The sequence below is a fragment of the Lentibacter sp. XHP0401 genome, assembly GCF_025751535.1.
Lineage (GTDB): Bacteria > Pseudomonadota > Alphaproteobacteria > Rhodobacterales > Rhodobacteraceae > Lentibacter.
In genome coordinates this window covers 41,882-56,406 of the sequence record NZ_JAOWLC010000003.1, presented here as the reverse complement: position 1 = coordinate 56,406, position 14,525 = coordinate 41,882, and the positions used below count along the sequence as shown (strand labels likewise).

14 protein-coding genes are annotated in these 14,525 nt (G+C 58.3%); 8 read left to right on the top strand and 6 right to left on the bottom strand.

The features are described from left to right. Positions 1-74 precede the first annotated feature (74 nt). Positions 75-590: a DUF3576 domain-containing protein gene (locus OE750_RS05085; RefSeq protein ID WP_263762134.1), complete on the top strand. Its 516-nt coding sequence runs from the start codon at positions 75-77 to the stop codon at positions 588-590. On the opposite strand, the gene OE750_RS05080 is transcribed toward OE750_RS05085, so the two are convergent. Then, a complete protein-coding gene (locus OE750_RS05080; RefSeq protein WP_263762131.1) occupies positions 587-1,819 on the bottom strand; it encodes a glycosyltransferase family 4 protein in 1,233 nt (410 codons plus the stop codon). The genes OE750_RS05085 and OE750_RS05080 overlap by 4 nt on opposite strands. A gap of 147 nt (positions 1,820-1,966) precedes the next feature. On the opposite strand from OE750_RS05080, the gene OE750_RS05075 reads away from it, so the two are divergent. The 7 genes from OE750_RS05075 to OE750_RS05045 all read left to right on the top strand — a co-directional run bounded on the left by OE750_RS05075 (position 1,967) and on the right by OE750_RS05045 (position 9,168). Then, positions 1,967-2,521: a hypothetical protein gene (locus OE750_RS05075; RefSeq protein ID WP_263762129.1), complete on the top strand. Its 555-nt coding sequence runs from the start codon at positions 1,967-1,969 to the stop codon at positions 2,519-2,521. A 375-nt stretch (positions 2,522-2,896) separates the two neighbouring features. Next, positions 2,897-5,437 (top strand): leucine--tRNA ligase, encoded by a 2,541-nt coding sequence (gene leuS / locus OE750_RS05070; protein WP_263762127.1) that lies wholly within the window; start codon positions 2,897-2,899, stop codon positions 5,435-5,437. Continuing rightward, positions 5,424-5,912 carry an LPS assembly lipoprotein LptE gene (gene lptE, locus OE750_RS05065; RefSeq protein WP_263762125.1) on the top strand — a complete coding sequence of 163 codons (489 nt, stop codon included), beginning with the start codon at positions 5,424-5,426 and terminating at the stop codon, positions 5,910-5,912. Before leuS ends, lptE begins: the two co-directional genes overlap by 14 nt. Then, complete coding sequence (holA, locus tag OE750_RS05060) at positions 5,909-6,937, top strand: DNA polymerase III subunit delta (RefSeq protein WP_263762123.1); 1,029 nt, start codon at positions 5,909-5,911, stop codon at positions 6,935-6,937. Before lptE ends, holA begins: the two co-directional genes overlap by 4 nt. Before the next feature lie 91 nt (positions 6,938-7,028). Continuing rightward, a complete protein-coding gene (locus tag OE750_RS05055) occupies positions 7,029-7,622 on the top strand; it encodes a glutathione S-transferase family protein (RefSeq protein ID WP_263762121.1) in 594 nt (197 codons plus the stop codon). Beyond that, complete coding sequence (locus tag OE750_RS05050) at positions 7,619-8,758, top strand: cupin domain-containing protein (protein ID WP_263762119.1); 1,140 nt, start codon at positions 7,619-7,621, stop codon at positions 8,756-8,758. The genes OE750_RS05055 and OE750_RS05050 overlap by 4 nt, the downstream gene beginning before the upstream one ends. Continuing rightward, on the top strand, positions 8,755-9,168 hold the full coding sequence (locus OE750_RS05045; RefSeq protein WP_263762117.1) for a hypothetical protein: 414 nt from the start codon (positions 8,755-8,757) through the stop codon (positions 9,166-9,168). Before OE750_RS05050 ends, OE750_RS05045 begins: the two co-directional genes overlap by 4 nt. A 101-nt stretch (positions 9,169-9,269) precedes the next feature. Here OE750_RS05045 and OE750_RS05040 read toward each other — a convergent pair whose 3' ends face one another. From OE750_RS05040 to OE750_RS05020, 5 genes are all read right to left on the bottom strand, one after another. Next, positions 9,270-10,598: a sensor histidine kinase gene (locus tag OE750_RS05040; protein ID WP_263762114.1), complete on the bottom strand. Its 1,329-nt coding sequence runs from the start codon at positions 10,596-10,598 to the stop codon at positions 9,270-9,272. Continuing rightward, entirely contained in the window at positions 10,595-11,251 is a 657-nt protein-coding gene (locus OE750_RS05035; RefSeq protein ID WP_263762112.1) for a response regulator transcription factor, read from the bottom strand. The genes OE750_RS05040 and OE750_RS05035 overlap by 4 nt, the downstream gene beginning before the upstream one ends. After that, positions 11,232-11,999: a CDP-alcohol phosphatidyltransferase family protein gene (locus OE750_RS05030; RefSeq protein ID WP_263762110.1), complete on the bottom strand. Its 768-nt coding sequence runs from the start codon at positions 11,997-11,999 to the stop codon at positions 11,232-11,234. Before OE750_RS05030 ends, OE750_RS05035 begins: the two co-directional genes overlap by 20 nt. Next, positions 11,996-12,688 carry a phosphatidylserine decarboxylase gene (locus OE750_RS05025; RefSeq protein ID WP_263762108.1) on the bottom strand — a complete coding sequence of 231 codons (693 nt, stop codon included), beginning with the start codon at positions 12,686-12,688 and terminating at the stop codon, positions 11,996-11,998. The genes OE750_RS05030 and OE750_RS05025 overlap by 4 nt, the downstream gene beginning before the upstream one ends. A 165-nt stretch (positions 12,689-12,853) precedes the next feature. Next, positions 12,854-14,518 (bottom strand): phosphoethanolamine transferase, encoded by a 1,665-nt coding sequence (locus OE750_RS05020; protein WP_263762106.1) that lies wholly within the window; start codon positions 14,516-14,518, stop codon positions 12,854-12,856. Positions 14,519-14,525 lie beyond the last annotated feature (7 nt).

Below are 14,525 nucleotides of genomic sequence, written 5' to 3'. Positions count from 1 at the left end.
GTCACCATAAAGGCTTGCTCAGCGCGCGAGGCTTGGGTAGGACGGAGATGCAATTAAAGAGCGGAATTCTTCACATGCCCAGCCGTGCACTCAAGTCTGTTGCCATCTTGTTTCTTATCACAACGCTGACAGCCTGTGGCGGGGGCAGCGGGCTTTTCGGGCGAGTCGGCCCTGCGGCGACGCAGGCGGATGATGCGCCCGGTGCGGTGCGCACCCCTTCGACGCCTGCAATCGAGGGCAGTGATACCGAAACAACCATTTGGGATGCGTTCCGCAAAAAGAACAATGAAGCCAATGTGCAGGTGAACCGCTATCTCTGGCAGGCCTCGCTTGATGTATTGAGCTTTATGCCTGTGCAGTCGATTGATCCGTTTACCGGTGTTATCGTCTTTGGCTATGGCAACCCGCCCGGTGGCGGCAAGGCTTACCGCGCCACAGTATATATAGACGACCCTGCGCTTGATGCGCGTTCGCTTAATGTTGCTCTGGCCAGCCGTGGTGGCCCTGTAGCCGCCGGCACGCAGCGCGCTGTGGAAGACGCTATCCTGAACCGCGCGCGCCAGATGCGTATTGCTGACGGGCGGCTTTAAGCCAACTCTTCAACCCACTGTAGCTGCCGTGGCAGGCAGATACTCTCCAGATCGTAGTTGTCTATGATGAGTTTACGGGCGTTGCGGCCCAGTTCGGCGCGCTCCCCGGCGTTATCAAGCAGGCGGGAGACCTCCTCGACCAGCGCGTCTTTATCAAAGAAGTCGATCAACCTGCCGTTGATGCCGTGTTCTATGGCCTCTTCAACCGGAGCTGTTTTGCTGGCGACGATTGCTCCTTCAACACTCATTGTCTCAAACAGGGACCAACTGAGCACGAACGGGTATGTCAGGTAGACATGCACGCGGCTGACTTTGAGCAGCGATTGGAACTTGTCGTAAGGGATACGCCCGAGGAAGTGGACGCGGGCCCAGTTTTCATCGGAGATCTGTGCGCGCACCTCGTCGATGAAGATTTGCTTCCATGTCTGGCCTTTGGGCGGGCGGGCGCCATAGCTGACATCATCGCCGCCAACGATGAGCACGCGGGCATTGGGCCGTTCTTTGAGGAGCCGTGGCAGGGCGCGCATGAAGACATGATAGCCGCGGTAGGGCTCTAGATTGCGGTTCACGAAAGTGATGATCTCGTCGTTGCGGGTGAGGGTTTCGCCAGTGTCGAGCGTGAGGGAGGCTTGCGCATCGGGGGTTAGCGTATCGGTGCGGATACCATCGTGACAGACTGTGATCTTGTCGCGGAACTCGGGCGGGAAGGTGTTGGCCTGAAACGCGGTCGGGCTGATGCCTGCGTCGGCGATATCGAAGTGTTCGTGGTTGTTGATGTTTTTCAGCCGTAGGCGGAGTGCTTCTGTCGGGCGGATCTCGGGCTGGAACTCTTTATCAAAGCCGGTGTGGGGGTATTCGGCCTGATGATACAGCTCGCAGTAGATTGCTATTCTGGCTTTGGGCCAGACATCCTTGAGGAAGAGCGACTCGCCCCAGCCGGGGTGCGCGATGATGAGATCGGGGGTGAAGCCCTGATCGCGGAGCTGCACGGCGGCATGGTAGCAGGCCTCGGCGCGGGTGACTTTGGTGTCAAAGTCCACCAGCCACGGGTGGGTATTCTGGCCCGCGCGGGCCTTTATTTTGTAGGGAAGCACGCGCACGCCATTCCAGTTTGTCGGCTTTTCCACACGCAGGGTCAGCGCCACGGCCTCATGACCGAGTTTGGCCAGAGCGGGGGCGAGGTGTTTGAACTGGCCCGGAAAATTCTGGTGGATAAAGAGGATCTTCATGTGGTGCTGCCCGGATTGTTTGGCCGTGTTTTGGCGGCAGACTATGGCATCAGAACGGCGAGGGGCAGGTAATTTTTGGCAAGATCGGACAAGTCTGCGTTAAATGGAGGGAGGCTGGCTGTGTTGGCGCAGCGAGAGGGGAGGCCCGTGAGGATGATGAAAGGATTGATGCGGTTGAGCGGCGGCGTTCATGCGGGAGCTGTGGCTCTGGTTTTGGGCCTGTTCTGGTGGGCCAAGGGCCTGATGGACGCGGCTTATGCTGCCTCGCAGCATCCTGTCGATTACTTCAGGGGGCAGACGGGTTTCAGCGCCGAGAGAATCAGGGGTTACCACGCGGTTATGCAAGACGCGGGGACGCTCGATATTTATGTGTGCTCACAGATGCTTGATTTTGGTTTTATCGCCAGTTTCTTTTTGCTTGGACTTGTTCTGAGCTCATTTGTGGCGCGGTTTGCAGCCGGGGAGAGCTTTGCGCGCAGGCTGGCACTTCGGGCTGGCTTTTTTGTGATGGCCGCGGCGGTGTTTGATGTGACGGAGAACCTTATTTCATTGATTATGCTGGAAAATCCGCAAGGCTTTGCGGCTTGGCTTGCACTGCCCTATTCGGGTGCGGCGGTTGTTAAATTCGGTCTGCTTGCGGCGGGGACTGTGGGCCTTGTTGGCGCTTTGCTGGCGATTGCTGTGCAAAGGTTGCGCGCTTGAGGCAGAACAGAGATGGCCGGATGCGCACACATCCGGCCATCGCCCTGTTGGACTTTTTGGCGCTCTCTGCGCGACGGGAGGAGGAGTGCCTCGCAGAGAGCTTTATGTTGCGGCGCCCTTCAGAGGGAGGAGGAGAAGAAACACCGTTTGTAGAACCAGATTTGCCGCAACGCAGCGAAACCTCAAGATAAAAAATGCTGCAAGTGCATATTTTCTTTGAATCAGTATAGTTGCGGTAAAAATTTCAGCAGATGCATGGTTTCTGGGCGGTGAAAAAATGTGCAGGCGCTGCAGGAGCGGCATTTGAGGATTTAACCTGCAAGCAAAACCCTCTATCACCGCTGGCAACACCAAACATAGACCGAGAGACACGCAATGAGCCGCTATAACGCCGCAGAGATTGAAGCCAGATGGCAAGACGCATGGGACAAGGCCGGAATCTTTACGGCGGAGCGCAAGGAGGGAAAGCCCAAGTATTATGTGCTTGAGATGTTCCCTTATCCGTCGGGCAAGCTGCACATGGGCCATGTGCGCAACTACACGATGGGCGATGTGATCGCGCGCTACAAAATTTCGACAGGGCATAATGTGCTGCACCCCATGGGCTTTGACGCTTTTGGTATGCCCGCGGAAAACGCGGCGATGGCGATCGGCGGGCATCCGAAGACCTGGACCTACAACAACATTGACGACATGGTCGAGCAGATGAAGCCTTTGGGGCTGTCGCTTGACTGGTCGCGCATGTTTGCGACCTGTGACCCGGAGTATTACGGGCAGCAGCAGTCATTGTTCCTCGATTTTCTCGACAAGGGGCTGGTCTATCGCAAGAACGCGGTTGTGAACTGGGACCCTGTGGACATGACCGTGCTTGCCAACGAGCAGGTTGAAGGCGGGCGCGGCTGGCGCTCGGGCGCTGTTGTGGAGCGCAAAGAGCTGACGCAGTGGTTCTTCAAGATCTCTGACATGGCGGACGAGTTGCTTGAAGCGCTGGACGGCTTGGACAACTGGCCCGCGAAAGTGAAGCTGATGCAGGCGAACTGGATCGGTAAGAGCCGTGGTTTGCAGTTTGGATTTGAGCGCGTCGATGGCGGCGAGCCTATCGTGGTGTATACCACGCGGCCCGATACGCTGAACGGCGCAAGCTTTGTCGGGATTTCGCCTGACCATCCGATTGCCAAGGCGATGGAAGGCAACCCTGAGGTTGACGCTTTCCTCGCGGAAGCGCGCAAGGGCGGGACGACGGAAGAGGCTATCGAGACGGCCGAGAAGCTGGGCTATGACACGGGCATCAAAGTGAAGCATCCGCTGACGGGGGCAGAACTTCCTGTCTGGATCGCCAACTTTATTCTGATGGATTACGGCACGGGCGCTATCTTTGCCTGCCCAGCGCATGACCAGCGTGACCTTGATTTCTGCCGCAAGTATGACTTGCCGGTGATTGACACGTTTGTGTCGCTGGATGACCCCAAGCCAGTGGATAAGGCGGCGTTTGTGCCGCCGAAATCGGAGAAGGTGAAGTGGGTTGACCACTTTGCGGGGCTTGATGAGGCCACGGGCGAAGAGGCTATCAACGCGACCATCGACTTTATGGAAGCCAAAGGGCTTGGCGAGGGCGTGACCAAGTTCCGCTTGCGCGACTGGGGGCTGAGCCGTCAGCGCTATTGGGGTTGCCCTATTCCTGTGGTGCATTGTGATGCCTGTGGTGTTGTGCCTGAGAAGAAGGAAAACCTGCCTGTCGAGCTGCCTGATGATGTGAGTTTTGATCAGCCGGGTAACCCGCTTGACCGCCACCCGACATGGCGCGATGTGGCTTGCCCCGCGTGCGGCAAACCTGCCAAGCGCGAGACAGATACGATGGACACATTTGTGGACAGCTCATGGTATTTTGCGCGCTTTACGGCGCCACGCGCCGAGACTCCGACAAATGCGGCGGATGCCGAATACTGGATGAATGTTGACCAGTATATCGGCGGGGTGGAGCACGCGATTTTGCACCTGCTTTATGCGCGCTTCTTTGCGCGGGCGATGCATATTTGCGGGCATCTGCCCGAGAGCGCGAAAGAGCCGTTTGATGCGCTGTTTACGCAGGGGATGGTGACGCACGCGATTTATAAGAGCGAGGGCGCAGACGGGCGGCCTGTGTATCACTACCCCGAGGAAGTGACCCTGAAGGGCGACAAGGCTGTGCTGGAAGACGGGCGCGAAGTGGATGTTGTGCCTTCGGCGAAGATGTCGAAATCAAAGAACAACGTGGTAAACCCTCTGCACATTATTGAAAGCTACGGCGCCGACACGGCGCGGTGGTTTGTGCTGAGCGACTCCCCGCCCGAGCGCGATGTGGAGTGGACGGCCTCGGGCGCGGAGGCGGCGCATAAGCATTTGGGCCGTGTCTATCGTATCGCTAGCGAGATTGATGCCGATGCCAAGGGCCAAGAGGCCGATGACACGGCGCTCATTCGTGAGATGCACAAGGCGATCCATGATGTAACGATGGGTGTTGAAAGCTTTGGCTTTAACGCGGCAATTGCGAAGCTTTACGGCTTTACCAACGCTTTGGGCAAATCAAACGCGGGTGGCAAAGCCAAGCGGGAAGCGGCGCTGACATTGGCGCAGTTGATGAGCCCGATGACGCCGCACCTGGCGGAAGCTGTTTGGGAAATGCTCGGTGGCGAGGGGTTGTGCGCGCTCGCGCCCTGGCCCGTGGCTGACGAGGCGATGCTGGTTGATGACGAGATCGTCATGCCCATCCAGATCAACGGGAAGCGGCGTGCGGAAATCAGCGTGCCGAAAGATATGGACAAAGCCGAGGTTGAAAAGCTCGCGCTGGCGCATCATGCTGTGCAAAAGGTGCTGGACGGGGCAACGCCCAAGAAGGTTATCGTTGTTCCGGGGCGGATTGTGAATGTGGTTGCTTGACCGAAGAGCATTTTTGCTGGGCGCGCTGGCGCTGGGGGCTTGCGGGTTTACGCCCGTCTATGGGCCCGAAAGTGACGCGCGCGCGCTGCTTGGTGCGATAGAAGTTGACCCGCCGCGTGACCGTGAGGGCTACTTGCTTGTGCGGCATCTTGAAGAGCGGCTTGGGCGGACGAGCAACGCGGCCTATGCGCTGTCTGTCTCGATCGAGCTTGATACCGAGCGTATGGCGATTACGGCAGACAACGTGGCGACGCGGTATAATCTTTTGGGCAAGGCGACTTATGCTTTGCGTGCGCTTGACGGTGGTAAGGTTGTGAGCAGCGGGATTGTGCAGAGCTTTACGGCCTATTCAACCACGGGCAGCACAGCGGCCACGCGCGCCGCCGAGAAAGACGCGACCGAGCGGCTCATGGTTATACTTGGCGATAAGATTGTTACACGGCTTATGGCGGTTAAGCTTGAGCCAGCGGCATGAAGCTGGGTGGGCGCGAGGCGGCGGGGTATTTCAAAAAGCCCGACCCTGCGCGCACAGGCTTGCTGATTTATGGCAGTGACGGGATGCGCGTTGCGCTGAAGCGGCAAGAGGTCATCAAGGCGCTGATTGGCCCCAAGGGCGACGAAGAGATGCGCCTTGTGCGGATGCCTGCGGGCGATTTGCGCAAAGACCCTGCCGCGCTTCTGGACGCGGTGAAGGCGGTGAGCTTTTTCCCCGGTCCGCGTGTGGCGTTTGTGGAGGATGCGACCGAACTGGCCGCGCCTGCTATTCTGGCTGCGCTGGAAGACTGGGCCGAAGGTGACGCGCAGATTATTGTTACCGCCGGGCAGCTCAAGGCGACCTCGAAAATCCGCAAGGCTTTTGAGGGGCATCGCAATGCCTATGCTGTCGGAATTTATGACGACCCGCCGGGGCGCGACGAGATTGAAGGAATGCTGAAGGACGCAGGGCTTGCGCAGGTGAGCCGTGACGCGATGACCGACCTTACGGCACTGAGCCGCGAGCTGGGGCCGGGGGACTTTCGCCAGACCATCGAGAAGCTCTCGCTGTATAAACACGGCGATGCGAGCGAGGTGAGCAGCGCGGATATTGCCGCCTGCGCGCCGCAGAGCACCGAGGCGGCGCTTGATGATTTGCTGAACGTTGTGGCCGAGGCCAAGATGGGGCAGATCCATCCGATCATGACGAAGCTCAAGGCGCAGGGTGTGCAGCCTGTCGGGCTTGTCATTGGCGCGACACGGCATTTCAAAGCGCTCTATGCGGCGGCGAGCGACCCTGCGGGGGCGAGTCAGGGGATTGCGCGGCTACGCCCTCCGATCTTCGGGCCGCGCCGCGACAGGATGCTCAAGCAAGCGCAGGGTTGGGGCGCTGTGAAGCTTGAGCAGGCACTGAGCTATCTTATCGAGACCGATTTGCAACTGCGCAGCGCAGGGCAGACCGCGCCGCAGATGGCTCTGGTGGAGCGGACGTTGATAAGGCTGGCGGGACTGGCGGGGAAGCGGTGAGTTATCACCCACCTTACAGATATCTCTGATTGTTGGCCTTGCAGCTTTCTGCCGTTTGATGTCTCGTGGCCCCAAACGAGGGAGAGAAACCATGTATGAAGTCTTTGGTGGCGTTGCGAGCCGTGCGTTTCGGGTGCTTTGGTTGTTGGACGAGATGGGTGTGGAATTTACCCACCACGACCTGAAAGCAGGCAGTGACGAGATGAAGGCGGTGAACCCGTCTGGAAAAGTGCCTGCGCTGAAGGTGGATGGGGAATTGATAACTGATTCATCGGCTATCATGACCTATCTGGCCGACAAACACGGGCAGTTTACCTACCCAGCAGGGACGCTGGAGCGGGCCAAGCAGGATGCGTGGTTTCACCAGATTATTGATGAGGTGGATGCGGTGCTTTGGACGGCGGCGCGGCACTCGTTTATTTTGCCTGAAGAGAAGCGTGTGCCCGCTGTGAAGGACTCGCTTAAGTGGGAATTTTCTCGCAACCTGAAGCGCATTTCAGACCGGATGGTCGGGCCTTACCTGATGGGTGAGGAGATGACGATTGCCGATATCTTGCTTGTGCATTGTCTTGGATGGGCGATCAGCGCGAAGTTTGATCTGGATGACGAGAAGCTCAACCAATACGCCAGCCGTGTGCGCAAACGGGACGGCTTCAAGGCAGCACGGGGGAGGCTTGCGGCATGAGCGGAAAGGCGAGCCAGAAAGCGGCACGCGCGCTAGAGGGCGCACCGCGCGGAGAAATTCGCGCCGAAATTCGCCTGCCGACAGATAAGCTGCGCGACGATCTGCCGTTTTACACCAAGGTGCTCGGGATGCGGCTGGACGAGATTTTCCCGGCCGATGACCCGCGCGTGGCGGTGCTTTCGGGGCATGGCTTGCGGCTACGGATCGAGAAGGGGGCGAAGGAGCCTGCGGGGACATTGCGCATTCTGACGAGCGACCCCGACGGATTTGCGGGCGGTGCGCGTGAGCTGACGGCGCCGAACGGGACGCGCATCGAGATTGACGAGATCAGCCCGCCGATGGTGATGCCCAAAACCGAACATATGTTTGATGTGCGCCGCTTGCGGGACAGTGCACCTTGGGTGATTGGACGTGCGGGGATGAACTACCGCGACTTGCTGCCAACACGGCTTGGCGGAGCGATTATTGCCAGCCATATCCGCGTGCCCGGCGGCGGCGATGTGCCTGATATGGTGCATTACCATACCGTCGGGTTCCAGCTTATCTTTTGCTACAAGGGATGGGTTGATGTGCTCTATGAAGACCAAGGCGATATGATGCGGTTGCACGCAGGTGACTGCGTGATCCAGCCGCCCGAAATCCGCCACCGTGTTTGCCATGCCTCGCCTGATATCGAGGTGATCGAGATTGGCGTGCCTGCGGACCATGTGACCACGATTGACCACGAGTTTACCTTGCCGAACGGGCAGGGCGACCCCGCGCGCGAATGGCAGGGGCAGCGCTTTGTCCATCATGTGAAGGAGGGGGCCGTTTGGCAGCCTTTCCGCGTGCCTTGCTTTACCTGCCGCGATACGGGGATTTGTGACGGCACAAAGGGTGTTGCCGGCATTCAGGTGGTGCGGTTTGAGGGCGGTGAGCCACCCGCCACACGGACTGATGCGGACATTCACTTTACCTTCGTGATGGAAGGCACAATGGTGCTTCATGCCGAGGGGCAGGAACCGCGCGAGCTGACAGCGGGTGACGCTTTTGTGCTGCCCCCCGATATGGTGGCGCGCTATGCGGACTGTTCTGAGAACCTGGAGCTTCTGGAATGCGCGCTCAGGGGTGATTTTAACTCTGAGGTTGTTGCGTGAGATTTCTTTTTCTTGTGATCGGGTTGCTGGCGGCGTGTTCTATGAACACTACGCCGGATGTGCAGGGCAGCGGGCCTTTGACGATATTGGGGGATACGGGCGGGAACCCATACGAGTATGCCGCGTTACATGCAGAACTGAAGGCCAGCGGGCGGCGGGTGCGGTTGGGGGAGTGTAATTCGGCTTGCACGATGTTGACGAGCTTGCCCAACGCCTGCCTGATCCGCGGCAAGCGCTTTGGCTTTCATGCGAGCAATTTGAACGGGCGGTTTAATGGCTTGAATGCGCAGTATCTGACGCCTGTTATCAGGCGGGAGTTTCTGGGCAAGTGGAGCAAGAGCCGCGAGATGACCAAGCTGACCGCAGAGCAGATGGTTGAGCTTGACCCAGCGTTGAAGCTTTGCCGCTGATTGTTTTGCAGGTGAAAGCTTCGAAACAATTTTAGGTAAACTGCTCTGTGAATGAAATTCTCGTTGGGCCATCGGAGTGCTCAGGACCGGGCGGAAGGCTGTTACTCGGGTGGAAGCGTGAGGACGGCTGTGAAGCCGCGTTGCCGGCCTGTTTGGGGCGAGTGAATTTCAAGCGTGCATCCTGACTGATTGCAGAGTTGCTGCACGATTGCGAGGCCGAGGCCAAAGCCTTCGGATTTGGTTTCCTTGCGCACGAAGCGGTGCTGGATGGCTTCAAGATCGGACGGGGAAAGCGCCTCGCAATCATTGGACACAGTGATTTGCCCTGGTTGGCTTGCATCGACCACCGTGGGCATCGGGCCTGAGGCATATTTCAGGGCGTTGTCAAAGAGGTTGTTGAGGATGATGCCCAGCGCGTCACGGTCAACGCGGCTGGGCCAGATGCCTGTTGGTTCTTTGAGAGCAAGCCTGTCTTCGGAGGGTTCGCGCTGGCGCAGTTCTGACAGCAACATGGAAATGACTGGGCGGACATCGGATTTGGCGGGGGTTGTGCCGAGGCCCGACTGTGCGCGTGACATTTGCAGAAGGCGCTCGATGAGGCGGGCGAGGCGCTTGAGGCCTTGCTCGATTTCGGCGGCGTTGTTTGCCAATGAGGGCTCGGCCAGTTGCGCCTTGAGGCGCTGGGCGTGGGCCAGAGCGATGGCGACGGGGGTGCGCAGCTCGTGGGCCGCGTTGGTGGCAAAGGCGCGCTCGGCGGCGAGGGCTGTATCGAGCCGTGCCATGAGGGTGTCGAGTGTGTCGATTGCCGGGTCGATCTCGGCGAAGGAATTGTGCCTGTTGATGGGCGACAGGTCGTGCTCATCCTTGCTTGCGATATTCTCGCTGAGTTTGGCGATGGTCCGCGAAGATTTGCGCACCGCGCGAAAGGCGGCTGCGGAAAAGAGCACGCCGAGCAGCAGAAAGCCCAGAACAACGCCTATGAGGACATCGGTGATCGCCTCGTTGCGCTCGTCCATGGGGATGCCGACGACAACGGTGCGCTTGTCGCCGCTGCTGACAATGGCGAAGCGGTGGTTGTTTGCGGTGATCATGCCGTTGGTGAGTTGTGAGGGCAGCAAATCGGGCGTGGCTTCGGGTGAATGTGCGGCGACTTGGCCTGTGTTGTCGAGGAACCAGTAAACAGAGCGCTCTTCCGGGCTGAGGATGTCAGTTTCAAAGGACAAAAAGGAGGCTTGCGCGGAGGCGTTGCCGGCTTCGGCCAGTTTCAGGAGCAGGTGGGCCTTGGAAATCAGGCTGGCGTCTTGCAGCTCGTCGTATTCCTCTTTGGTGAGATTATAGACGATGAAGACCCCGAGAAGAGCGGCGAGGATGCCCGGCAGGAGCAGGGATTTGAAGAGGGTACGGAGCAGGCTCGGGCGGCGGTGTGTCATGTGTTCAGGGTGTAGCCCATACCGCGGTGTGTGACGATAAGATCTTTGCCCAGTTTGCTGCGCAGGCGGCTGATGTGGGCTTCGAGCGCGTTGCTTTCGACCTCTTCACCGTAGGCATAGATTGCGGCTTCGAGGCTTTCTTTTGGAACGATCTTTGATTTGCGGCGGAGCAGAACCTCAAGCAGGCCCCATTCCTTGGACGTGAGTCTGACGGGTTGGCCCGCACGCTGAACGCTTTGATCGGAGAGGCAGATGGTGAGGTCACGCAGGGTGATGTTCTGGGTCATCAGGTCATTGCTGCGGCGACAGACGGTGTGAATGCGGGCTTTTACCTCATCAAGATCAAACGGTTTGATCACGTAGTCATCGGCACCACGGTTGAGCCCGTCTATTCTGTCGGAGACTTTGTCACGGGCTGTGAGGATGATGACAGGCGTGCGGATGTGTTGATCGCGCAGCTTGCTCAGAAAGGCGAGGCCGTCGCCATCGGGGAGCTGTAGATCAAGCAGCACCACGTCATACTCCAGCGCACGGATGGCGCTGTCGGCTTCGTCGAGTGTGCTGAACCATTCAACGATGTGATGATCGGCTTGCAGGTGCTCGCTCAGGGGGCGGGCCAGCGCCGCTTCATCTTCAATCAGCAGAATTCGCATGATTTTCCTGCATTGCCTTGGTGTGTTTGCATTTTGAAAAGTAGGAGAAGGGCAGCGAAGCAAGGTAAATGAGATTCACCATAATCAGGGTGGGCCAGGGGTAAACGACGAGGCACATGACCAGCACCATCGCTGCGACGATGGCGAAGGGCAGTTGCGAACGTTTGATGCTGGCGTGTTTGATTGAGAACGTCGGGATTGTGCTGACGGCGAGCAGGCCAACGCCGATGATATAGGCGGCGCGCACAATCGGAAGGTCGGTGTCCTTAAAGCCGTAGAGATGCATGAACACAGGCATGAGCGCGAGGCAGGCCAGTGCGGGAGCGGGGACGCCGACAAAGTGATCATCGGCGATGAGCGTGACTTCTGTGCTGCGCATCGAGAGGTTGAAGCGTGCAAGCCTGAGCGCACAACAGACGGCGAGAACCAGTGTCGCGAGGAAGCCGAGGCTGGCGTATTCGGTGCCGATGTAGAGCGTGTTGTAGAGCAGAAACCCCGGCACGATTCCGAAGTTGAAGAAATCGGCCAGCGTATCAAGCTCGGCGCCAAAGGGGCTGGCGCTGTCGAGGAAGCGCGCAAGCTTGCCATCGGCGGCATCAAGAAACACCGCGAGGAGGACGAAATAGAGCGCCAGTTCGATGCGGCCCTCAAGGCTCATCCGTATCGCGGACATGCCAGCGCAGATCGAGAAGGCCGTCACCACACTCGGAACGATGTGGCGTAGCTTGATGCTTTGCGGCTCGCTCATTCGGGCACACCCACGCGCTGGCGTGTCGGGTCTTTGAGGTCGGCGAGAACTGTCTCGCCTGCCACGGCGGTTTGGCCGACAGCGACAAGCGGCGAGACGCCTTTGGGCAGGTAGACATCAAGACGGCTGCCAAAGCGGATGAGGCCAAAGCGGTGGCCGACACCCAGCATGCTGCCTGTTTGCACGAAACAGACGATGCGTCGCGCCACGAGACCAGCGATCTGGACCACGCCGATGCGCACACCTTCATCGGTTTCGATGGTGATGCTGTTGCGCTCGTTGTGCTCGCTGGCTTTATCGAGTGAGGCGTTTAGGAACTTGCCGTGATGATAGACGACATGGGTGACTTTGCCTGCAACAGGCGCGCGGTTCACGTGACAGTTGAACACATTCATGAACACCGAGACCCGTGTGAGGGGCGCATCGCCGAGGCCAAGATCGGGCGAGGGGATGACATCTTCGATGAGGGAGACGATGCCATCGGCAGGGGACAGGACCAGCCCTTGTTGTTGCGGGATGACGCGCACCGGATCGCGGAAGAAGTAATAGCACCAGACAGTGACGACGACGCCCAGCAGAAACAAGGGCATCCAGACAAAGTAGAGCACAGCCGTTATTGCGGCGAAAATCGCAACGAATTTGCGGCCTTCTTTGTGCATCGGGACGGCAACGATCTTGAGCATATTCATGGGCGGTCTTTCACATCAGGTCAAAGGAGCGGGCGCAGGTTGCGCGCGACCCTTGGTCTTTAGCACCGTGCGCGGACTTCTCCCAGTGCTGAGTGACATGGTCAAGGTTGCATCCAGGCGGGGCATGGTGTGAGGGTCTCGTTTCAGGCGGGGTTTGTGCGGCTATCAATTGCTGGCGACTTTCGAGACGTTTTTGCAGGAGGCGAAGATGTCGAGGCCGGCGTTTCGCTCGGCTGTTTCGATATCGAGCAGGCCCAGAACCGAGTGAAACAGGTTGTCATGTGACAGGGTCGCATTTTTCTTGTCGGCCATACAGTCTTGAGAAACGTCAACGCGGTCTTGAAAGGCCTGCGACATCCAGAGGATCATCGGGACTTTGGTTTGATACTCGGGCGCCATGAAGTAGGGCGAGCCGTGCAGGTAAAGGCCGTTCTCGCCCAGTGACTCGCCATGATCGGAGACATAGAGCAGAGCTGTGTCGAGCTTGTCTTGTGCTCCGAGCCACTCGATTGTCCGGGCGAGGACTTCATCGGTATAGGCGATGGTGTTGTCGTAAGCGTTGGTGATTTCTTCGGGTGTGCAGTTTTTGAACTCGGCCGTACGGCAGGAGGGTGTGAAGCGCTCGAATTCTTCGGGGTAACGCAGGTAGTAGGTTGGGCCGTGACTGCCGATCTGGTGGAGCACGAGCACTGTGTCTTCGGTTATTGTTTCGGCGTAGGCGGCGAGTTCTTGCATGAAGATACCATCAATACATTCGCCTGCGGCGCAAAATTCTTCATTTTCGGTATGGGTGAGAGAGCGGGAAGCGACACGCGCAGCGATGGCTTTATCGCCTGTGTTGTTATCCCACCATTCGACCTTCAGGCCTGCATGATCGAGCACATCGAGCAGGTTTTGTTGGGAAATACCTCTCTCGAAGGAATAGCTACCACGGCTGAAGGCCGAGAACATGCAAGGCAGGGACACCGCCGTTGCCGTGCCGCAGGAGGAGACATCGGAGAAGCTAACCACGGGCAGTTTTGCGAGCTTCGGGTTTGTCTCTACTGCGTAGCCGTTGAGGCTGAAATTCTGTGTGCGGGCGGTTTCACCTGCAACAAGGATTGTGAGCATTGGCTTGTCTGCTTTGGCGTAAGACGGGCCTTTTGCGGCATCTTCTCCGAGAGGCTCCACAACGATATTGGCTGTGCGCGACATCATCTTGGCGTAGCGGATGGCTCCGACCAGCGGCTGGCCGGGCTGGAAGCTGCTCATGAAATCCTTGCGCTCGCGCAAGATGGAAGAATAGGTTTTCAGATCGCTCATCAGAAGGCCCGCTGCGAGTGCGAGGCTGACTGCAAAGGTAACAACGGGCAAGGCGGCAGACTTGAGCAGGCTTTGCGGCTTGAGTTTGACCATCAGCACCAGACCCGCAGGCAGGACGCCGAAAACCAGCACATGCGACACGAAGCCGAAGGTGATGAGGTGTTTGGATTCGGTCATGGTTGTGACCATGACGTTCTGGATCATGTCGCGGTCGATGATCACGCCCATGCTGTCCATGTAGTAGGAGGTGACGCCGCTGAGCACGACCATTGCGGCCAGAAACGGCTTGGCAAGCCATGGAAAGGCAAAGAGACTGAACGCGGCAAGCAAAAGAAAGAAGACGGCCGCAACGAAGGCGGCGAAGGATAGCGGATGCCCTTGGAAGACCTCAAACCCGATGGACCAGAATGTTCTGTTATGGGCACAGAACAGAAAACCGATTGTGAGGAGAGTCAGCGACAGTGGCGAGAGTGTCAGCTTTTCGCGAAGGGATGTGAATTGCCGGAAGGCTGGTGATGACGTGAACATAGGATAA